This is a genomic window from Marinobacterium sp. xm-d-564 (assembly GCF_013283345.1).
Classification (GTDB): Bacteria; Pseudomonadota; Gammaproteobacteria; order Pseudomonadales; family Balneatricaceae; genus Marinobacterium_E.
The window spans coordinates 307785-315974 of record NZ_WBYO01000003.1; the positions used below are offsets into that span (position 1 = coordinate 307785).

Genomic DNA, 8190 nt, shown 5'->3' on the forward strand with positions numbered 1-8190 from the left:
CCTCTGCTTTTTTATGCCTGTGAAGCTTTGGCCTTCAATCCTTTGGAGGCAAACAGAAGCGTCAAACTAAGGGCTAAGTAGAGTAGTAGATCAGAGGTGTTGGCTTTCCAGCTGAAAATAGCGATTGCCAGTAAAAGTGCAGCACTCAAAAACGAAGCTCGTTGGGATCTGATTTTGCTAAGAAAGGCAGCTGCTCCTAATGCACCTATTAGAACAATAGCCAACACCATAGCGTAACCTGCTCCGGCATCCATTCTACGGCAGAGCTCAAACAGGGCAATCAGTGCCAGTAGGTAACGCCCCCAGGTTTGCATGGTGAAGCTGCGCTGCACCGCACGTGCCAGCAGTGCGCTAGCCATCATAGGGGCCCCTGCATAGAGGGCCAAATTGTTCAGTATCCGAAGCAGTGTCGAACTGTCCATGGAGTCACTGGTCAGGGTGAAGCTGCCAATGAGTGCAATGATCATGCTCAGCAGTGAGAGTCGAGTGACTTTGATCTCACTGCTGCTATCGAGGTCATCTTGCGTCCCTCTGAAGAGGTAGAGCGTGCTAGCGATGGCTGCTAGCAACAGGAGTATTTGCCCCAACAGAGTCATCGTAGATTACCCCAGTTTCGCAAAGGCGCGGTCAGCCGCTGCAATGGTTGCGTCTAGGTCAGCCTCTGTATGAGCGGCGGAAAGGAAGCCCGCTTCATACGCTGAAGGTGCCAGATAGACTCCTTCGTCGAGCATGTGGTGGAAGAACTTTCCGAACGCTTCAACATCACAGGCGGTTGCATCACTAAACCCAGTGATGTTCTCACGATCGGTGAAGAACAGACCAAACATACCACCTACTGCGGTCGTGGTCACAGAGATGCCGTTTTTAGCCGCTACTGCCTTCAACCCTTCGGTGAGGTATTCTGTCTTCGCGCTTAACTCTTCGTACAAGCCTTCACGCTCCATCGCGGTTAGCATAGCAAGGCCGGCACGCATGGCTAGAGGGTTGCCTGATAGGGTGCCCGCTTGGTAAACAGGGCCCAGTGGCGCGATCTGATGCATGATCTCCAGTTTGCCACCAAAGGCGCCAACGGGCATGCCGCCGCCAATGATCTTGCCTAGAGTGGTAAGATCAGGTGTGACACCATAAAGCTCTTGTGCACCGCCGCGCGCTACGCGGAAGCCACTCATCACCTCGTCAAAGATCAAAACGGTTTCGTATTCATCACAGATGGCACGCAAGCCTTCCAAGAATCCTTCTACTGGAGGGATACAGTTCATGTTGCCAGCGACTGGCTCAACGATGATGCACGCAATCTCTTTACCCACTTCAGCGAAGGCCTGTTTGACACTCTCTAGGTTGTTAAACTGCAGTGTGATGGTGTGCTCCGCCAGTGCAGCAGGCACTCCAGGTGAGTTTGGTTCGCCCAGTGTCAGTGCTCCTGAGCCCGCTTTGACCAGCAGTGAATCGGAATGACCGTGGTAGCAGCCTTCAAATTTAACGATCTTATCGCGACCGGTGTAACCTCGCGCTAATCGGATGGCACTCATGGTCGCTTCAGTACCCGAGCTGGTCATGCGAACCATCTCCATTGAGGGTACAAGCTCACAAATTTTGTCTGCCATCTCTGTTTCGATTGCTGTTGGTGCACCGAAAGAGATGCCGTGGTTTAGGGCATCACGCACCGCATCGATCACAGGAGGGTAGTTGTGGCCAAACAGCATAGGGCCCCAAGAGCCGATGTAGTCGATGTACTGTTTGTCATCTTCGTCGAAGATGTAAGCGCCTTCGGCACGTTTAACAAAGACCGGTGTGCCACCGACACCTTTGAACGCACGAACGGGTGAGTTAACACCGCCTGGGATGTGTTTCTGGGCGGCTTCAAATAACTGTTCTGACTTAGACATCAACTTAACCTCGGTAAACATTTTTGACCATTATCCACAGCCAGCAAGGGAGTGTCAGTAGTACGCCTGAACAAATCCCTTGGATCGTGAATCTGGAGTTGGAAATCACTGTGGCGTATTATACAGCACCTGAATTCTTAAGACTCAGTCAGTATGGCTAACATGGAGCGTGGAACTATCGTGATTAAAGTAGGTATTGTGGGTGGCACGGGTTATACCGGCGTTGAACTGCTTAGACTGTTGGCCAACCATTCAGAAGTCTCTGTCGAGGTGATTACCTCCCGCTCTGAAGAGGGTATGCCAGTTGCTGATATGTTCCCCAATCTTCGTGGTCATTACGATCTAGAGTTTACCGTGCCAGATGTTGACCGCTTGGCCGCCTGTGATGTTGTCTTCTTTGCAACGCCGCACGGTGTTGCCATGTCGATGGCGCCGGCGTTAGTTGACCGTGGTGTGCGCGTGATCGATCTGGGTGCTGACTTCCGAATCAAGGATGTACCGCTTTGGGAGAAGTGGTACAAGCTGGACCACAGCTGCCCAGACCTGGTTGAGAAAGCGGTCTACGGTTTACCTGAGTTGAATCGGGAGCAGATTAAAGATGCGCAGTTAATTGCTTGTGCTGGCTGTTACCCCACCGCGACTCAGCTGGGCTTTTTGCCGCTACTAGAAGCGGGTTTGGTTGATACACGCCGTTTGATTGCCGACTGTAAGTCGGGTGTATCCGGTGCCGGTCGTGGCGCCAGTGTTGGTACATTGCTGTGTGAGTCGAGCGAGAGTTTTAAAGCCTATGGTGTGCCTGGCCACCGCCACCTCCCTGAAATTCGCCAAGGACTCACTTGGGCGGCGGGTAAGCCGGTCGGTTTAACCTTTGTACCTCATTTGACGCCGATGATTCGTGGTATTCACGCGACGCTCTACTCTACGTTGAAAGACCCTGTTGATTCGGGTCTGCAAGAGCTCTTTGAAGCACGTTATGCCAACGAGCCTTTTGTCGATGTGTTGCCTGCAGGTTCTCACCCTGAGACTCGCAGTGTAAAAGGGTCTAACTTCTGTCGTATCAGCGTTCACCGTCCACAAGATGATGATACGGTCGTGGTTCTCTCAGTCATCGATAACTTAGTGAAAGGTGCTTCTGGTCAGGCAATTCAGATCATGAACATTATGTTTGGCCTAAAAGAGAATGCAGGCCTCACTAACGTAGCGTTGATGCCATAATTCTTGACTGTTTTACTTGGTTTTGTGAGAATTCACCCATTCCAATGAATTTTGAGGTGTGTATTCATGTCCGCTGATGCCGATATGATCTTTACTGACTCTGCTGCAAATAAGGTACGTACTCTGATTGAAGAGGAGCAGAACGATAACCTAAAGTTGCGCGTCTTCATTACTGGTGGTGGCTGTGCAGGTTTTTCGTACGGCTTCACTTTCGATGAGTCTGTGGCTGAAGATGATACTGTGGTTGAGAATGCGGGAGTGACCATGGTGGTTGATCCGATGAGCTTTCAATATCTTGTGGGTGCAGAGGTGGATTACAAAGAGGGTCTACAGGGTTCCCAGTTCGTGATCAACAATCCTAATGCAACAACGACCTGTGGTTGTGGTTCATCTTTCTCAATTTAAATGAATGCTATAGGCCAGCGGCTCCTAGCAAGAGTGGCTGGCTTTTTTATTAGGGGGCTATCATGAGTTACAAAGTGTATATGTCGGGTGAAATTCATACCGATTGGCGTGATGTGATTCGCCAAGGTACTGAAGCATTGGGTCTGGATATTACCTATTTGGCTCCGGTCACTGATCACCCTGCCAGTGATGCTGCCGGCGACCACTTGGGAGAGCAGTCAGATAATTTCTGGCGTGATCACCAGTCATCCAAAGTGAACCTAATTAGAACCAAAGGGATGATCGAACAAGCTGATCTGGTTGTGATTCGTTTTGGTGACAAGTATAAGCAGTGGAATGCTGCATTCGATGCAGGCTACTGTGCTGCTTTGGGTAAGCCTTACATTACTCTGCATGCAGAAGATTTGATTCACCCACTTAAAGAGGTTGATGCTCAATCTCTAGCCTGGGCCAAGACGAATGAGCAGGTAGTGGAGACGTTGCGCTACGTCCTTCAGCCTTAAGCGGGAAAGAGCGCGCCAAGGCGACGCTCACCGAAGGCGCCTGTCACAGCTGGGATATTCCCAGCTTTTTTGTTTTTAAAAGCCCAAGCTAGCCAAGCAAAGGCAGCGGCTTCCATGGCATCGGCTGACCAGCCTAATAGGTCGCTGGATATAATGGTGAAGTCAGGTAGGTGTGCTGTTAGGCGTTCAATTAAATGATCGTTTCTCGCGCCACCGCCACACAGAATCAGTTGGCAGTTTGTCAGCTTGGCCTGTTTTAGAGCGTCAGCAATGGTCACTGCGGTTAATTCAGTCAATGTCGCTTGAACATCTTCAGGCGGTAGCTGATCAAAGTCTGCGAGGTTATGATTGAGCCAGTCTAGATTGAAGGTCTCCCGACCGGTGCTTTTTGGGGCGGCTCTTTGGAAATAGGGCTCGTCTAACAGAGCGTCAAGCAAGGGTTGGTTTATATCACCGCTCGCCGCCCATGCACCCTCTGCATCAAAGTGAACCCCCTTATGTTGGTAGATCCACTGATCGATCAGTGTGTTAGCAGGTCCGGTATCAAAACCTTGAATATCTCCGTTTGATGTAAACAGAGAGAGGTTTGCAATGCCGCCAAGGTTCAAAAGGGCAAAGGGTCGGCGCATCTTCTCGGTTAGGAAATGATGGAAGGCAGGTACCAAAGGCGCTCCTTCACCACCTGCTGCAAGGTCGCGTCGTCTGAAGTCGGCAATGACATCGATTCCGGTCATCTCGGCCAGAATATGAGGGTTACCTGCCTGCAGAGTGCAGCCTTCGTCTGGTCTATGTCGTAGGGTTTGACCGTGGTAGCCAATAGCGTTGACCTCTTTAGGATCAATGCGGTGGTCATGCAGGAAGATCAGAATGGCTTCCGCAGCAAAAGTGGCCAGGTCCCTATCTAGGATCATCAGCTGATCAATCGATTGGGGCTGGCCAGTCATAAAGGGAAGAATGCGCTGCTTAAGTTCGTCAGAGAATTCGAAACAGCGAGAGTGCAGTAGTTGATACTCAGGTTCGAAGTAGCAAAGAGCGATGTCGAGCCCATCTAAGCTGGTGCCGGACATGAGGCCCAGAAACATTTTACTCTGCTGCACGACTCTCACTGGCAATCAGTTGCTCAATAGCCTTCTGCTGAAGTGAAGCAATCATATCGTTAGCCACTTTATTGAAGTTGGCACGCTCTTTCTTAGCAATCGGTTGTGCGGCAGGAAGTTTCACCGTCTGTGGGTTCTTATGGACCCCCGCAACTCGGAACTCATAGTGCAGGTGGGGGCCGGTTGCAGTGCCGCTCATACCTACGTAGCCAATGGTCTGGCCTTGCTTAACGCGTGAACCCTTTTTAACCTTGCTGTTGTATTTGCTCATGTGGCCATAGAGCGTAGTGATGTTGCCACCGTGTTGGATAATGACCGTACGACCGTATCCGCCTTTTGTACCGCGCCAAATAACTTTGCCATCCCCGGCTGCCTTGATGGGTGTGCCTGTTTTAGCAGCGTAATCAGTTCCTCGGTGAGGACGTTTTACGCCAAGCACTGGATGGTAGCGCTCGCGTGTGAAGCCTGAGCTGATTCGGCGGAAGTCGACAGGGGAGCGTAGGAAAGCTTTACGCATACTGCGGCCTTCCGGAGTGAAGTAGTTTACGTCACCGTTGGAGTCTTCATAGCGAACGGCGGCGAAAGTATCACCGTTGTTGGTGAACTCCGCGGCAAGAATGTCGCCATCGCCAATTCTTTTTCCATCTAAATACTTCTCTTCAAACAGCACTCTAAACTGGTCGCCTTTGCGAATATCCAGAGCAAAATCGATGTCCCAGCCAAATACCTCGGCCAGTTTCATGGTGATGTTCTCAGATAGACCGGCGCTTTTGGCTGCAAGGTAGAGCGAGCTGGAGATCTCTCCAGTGACGAACCGCTGGCGCATCTCGGGTTCAAGTACTAGGGTCTCTTGCTGATAACCCGTATCCGTCAGCGAAAACTCAACTGACTCTAACAGGCTCTTTTCAATGCGCAGTGTGATGAGTTGGTTATCTTCAATGTGAAGACTGAGCGTCTGGCCAGGACGGAGCGCATTGAAGTGCTTGGTTTTTTTATCAGCCTGGGCAATCTTATGAACATCTTTAGCACCTAGGCCGGCACGCTTGAAGATTTTGCTTAGGTTGTCACCGCTTTTGACTTTAAAGCGTTGCCACTCAATAGCGGGTGGCTGTTCTGCCACTTCAGTGGTGGCTGAGGTTTGCTCATTGTGTTCTATAAGGGTTGAAGAGGTGGTTTCAGCCACCGGTAGTTGTGCTTCTGGAAGGGCTTTGGGTGAGATAAGTTCGATCTGAGATCGAGTGGCTTCTACCTCCGATGAAGGAAGTATCGAGAGCATCAAGGCGATAAACGACAGAGACCCAACAACGGCAAGGTGCATCTTAGGAAATCGCTTCGCTTTTCTGAAAATATTTTTAGCCAAACCTACAGCCAGATATTAGTTGAAACAGAGTGTTTGTCCCTTAGACAGTTAATTGTATAAAAGTTCCATCTAGATTCCGATAGATAAAGCGATTTAGCGATGATTTTAATCAAATGGATCCCTTATCAAATTTGTCTAACAGATGATCAATCGGTAGAATCTCGCCTCTCAAATTAAGACCGCAAACATCGGATTGAAACAAACCATGGCAAATATCAATTTAATCGCTGAACTTCAGTCGCGTGGACTTGTCGCGCAAATGAGTAGTGAAGATGAGTTAATGGAACACCTAGAGAAGGGTTCTGTAACGCTCTATTGTGGTTTCGATCCGACGGCAGATAGTCTGCACATTGGTAGCCTAGTGCCGCTGTTAACATTGCGTCGTTTTCAAGAGTATGGCCATAAGCCTTTGGCTCTTGTGGGTGGAGCAACCGGTTTGATCGGTGATCCGAGCTTTAAAGCACAGGAGCGAAAGTTAAACGATGATTCAACGGTTGCTGGTTGGGTGGATAAACTCAAAGCACAAGTGAGTCAGTTCATCAGCTTTGATAACGGCGATAACAGTGCCGAGGTTGTAAATAACCTCGACTGGACTCGAGGCATGGATGTACTGACCTTCCTGCGCGATGTGGGCAAGCACTTCTCTGTAAACTCGATGATTGCAAAAGAGTCTGTAAAACAGCGTATTGATCGTGAGGGATCTGGTATCTCTTTTACAGAGTTTACCTACATGATTCTTCAGTCTTTTGACTTCCAGCAGCTTAATAAGTCGCACGGTTGTACTTTACAGATCGGTGGTTCTGATCAGTGGGGCAACATTACTGGTGGTATCGAACTATCACGCCGTATGAATGGCAACCAGGTGTTCGGTATTACGCTGCCACTGGTAACCAAGTCAGATGGAACAAAATTTGGTAAAACCGAGTCAGGTACTATCTGGTTAGATGCGACTAAAACATCGCCCTACGCCTTCTACCAATTCTGGATGTCGACGGCTGATGCAGATGTTTACAAGTTCCTTCGTTACTTCACTTTCTTAGATGTTGAGAGAATTGCTGACATTGAAGAGGAAGATAAAGCAGCGACTGGTCGTCCTCAAGCGCAAGCGATTCTCGCGGAAGAGGTGACACGCTTGGTGCATGGTAATGATGCAGTAGAAGCGGCTAAGCGAATTACAGAGTCACTCTTCTCAGGTGATATTAGTCAGTTAAGTGAAGCTGACTTTGAGCAGCTTAAGCAAGATGGTCTTCCGGCGACACAGGTTCCAACCGATCTTTCGGATACACCGTTGACGACACTGTTGGTTGATGCGGGTATGGCGAATTCCGGTAAGCAGATCAAAGATGCACTGCAGCGTGACGCTGTCATCGTAAATGATCGTGCCTGTGGTATGGCCGATAATATGTCAGGCAACGAAATTTTCAGCTCTGAAGCAGGCCTATTTGGTAAATATTTCCTAGTCAAACTGGGTAAAAAGAAACACCACCTGTTTTATTTGTAAAAAAGTTAGTTTTTTTACAAAAAAGGGGTTGAATAAAAATCGGGTGTCGGTAATATACGCACCTCGCTTGAGACGAGTACTCAAGCAGCCACCAAGAGATCGGTGGCACGCTCTTTAACAATTAATCAGGTAATGCGTGTGGGCGCTTGTTGAGGTTGAGCACAAAAGCTTAACAAGACAAGCAACCTATATGTGAATTCATTTAGCGTAATGTTTTTCTTGA

Annotated in this window: 8 protein-coding genes; 4 read left to right on the forward strand and 4 right to left on the reverse strand. The window is 49.3% G+C overall.

Annotation, left to right across the window (positions count from 1 at the left end; translation table 11 throughout):
- Positions 1-11: 11 nt before the first annotated feature.
- Both XMD564_RS05530 and hemL read right to left on the reverse strand, forming a co-directional pair.
- Positions 12-596 (reverse strand): hypothetical protein, encoded by a 585-nt coding sequence (locus XMD564_RS05530; RefSeq protein WP_173481800.1) that lies wholly within the window; start codon positions 594-596, stop codon positions 12-14.
- Between the two features lie 6 nt (positions 597-602).
- Positions 603-1886 carry a glutamate-1-semialdehyde 2,1-aminomutase gene (gene hemL / locus XMD564_RS05535; protein WP_173481801.1) on the reverse strand — a complete coding sequence of 428 codons (1284 nt, stop codon included), beginning with the start codon at positions 1884-1886 and terminating at the stop codon, positions 603-605.
- 180 nt (positions 1887-2066) lie between these two features.
- On the opposite strand from hemL, the gene argC reads away from it, so the two are divergent.
- The 3 genes from argC to XMD564_RS05550 all read left to right on the forward strand — a co-directional run bounded on the left by argC (position 2067) and on the right by XMD564_RS05550 (position 4009).
- Positions 2067-3101: an N-acetyl-gamma-glutamyl-phosphate reductase gene (gene argC / locus XMD564_RS05540; protein WP_173481818.1), complete on the forward strand. Its 1035-nt coding sequence runs from the start codon at positions 2067-2069 to the stop codon at positions 3099-3101.
- 66 nt (positions 3102-3167) lie between these two features.
- Positions 3168-3506, forward strand: a complete 339-nt coding sequence (gene erpA / locus XMD564_RS05545; RefSeq protein WP_173481802.1) for an iron-sulfur cluster insertion protein ErpA — start codon at positions 3168-3170, stop codon at positions 3504-3506.
- A gap of 62 nt (positions 3507-3568) precedes the next feature.
- Positions 3569-4009 carry a YtoQ family protein gene (locus tag XMD564_RS05550; RefSeq protein WP_173481803.1) on the forward strand — a complete coding sequence of 147 codons (441 nt, stop codon included), beginning with the start codon at positions 3569-3571 and terminating at the stop codon, positions 4007-4009.
- Here the strand turns inward: XMD564_RS05550 and XMD564_RS05555 are convergent.
- Together XMD564_RS05555 and XMD564_RS05560 are read right to left on the reverse strand one after the other, a co-directional pair.
- Positions 4006-5091 (reverse strand): anhydro-N-acetylmuramic acid kinase, encoded by a 1086-nt coding sequence (locus XMD564_RS05555; RefSeq protein ID WP_173498292.1) that lies wholly within the window; start codon positions 5089-5091, stop codon positions 4006-4008. The genes XMD564_RS05550 and XMD564_RS05555 overlap by 4 nt on opposite strands.
- Position 5092: 1 nt before the next feature.
- Entirely contained in the window at positions 5093-6466 is a 1374-nt protein-coding gene (locus tag XMD564_RS05560) for an OapA family protein (RefSeq protein ID WP_254442858.1), read from the reverse strand.
- Between the two features lie 205 nt (positions 6467-6671).
- Here XMD564_RS05560 and tyrS point away from each other — a divergent pair, with 205 nt between their 5' ends.
- Positions 6672-7967: a tyrosine--tRNA ligase gene (gene tyrS / locus XMD564_RS05565; protein ID WP_173481805.1), complete on the forward strand. Its 1296-nt coding sequence runs from the start codon at positions 6672-6674 to the stop codon at positions 7965-7967.
- Positions 7968-8190: the final 223 nt, after the last annotated feature.

Coding starts and splice junctions, on each gene's coding strand:
- XMD564_RS05555 (WP_173498292.1), bottom strand. CDS start 5,091: ATGTTTCTGGGCCTCATGTCCGGCACCAGCTTAGATGGGCTCGACATC.
- XMD564_RS05530 (WP_173481800.1), bottom strand. CDS start 596: ATGACTCTGTTGGGGCAAATACTCCTGTTGCTAGCAGCCATCGCTAGC.
- XMD564_RS05550 (WP_173481803.1), top strand. CDS start 3,569: ATGAGTTACAAAGTGTATATGTCGGGTGAAATTCATACCGATTGGCGT.
- tyrS (WP_173481805.1), top strand. CDS start 6,672: ATGGCAAATATCAATTTAATCGCTGAACTTCAGTCGCGTGGACTTGTC.
- erpA (WP_173481802.1), top strand. CDS start 3,168: ATGTCCGCTGATGCCGATATGATCTTTACTGACTCTGCTGCAAATAAG.
- hemL (WP_173481801.1), bottom strand. CDS start 1,886: ATGTCTAAGTCAGAACAGTTATTTGAAGCCGCCCAGAAACACATCCCA.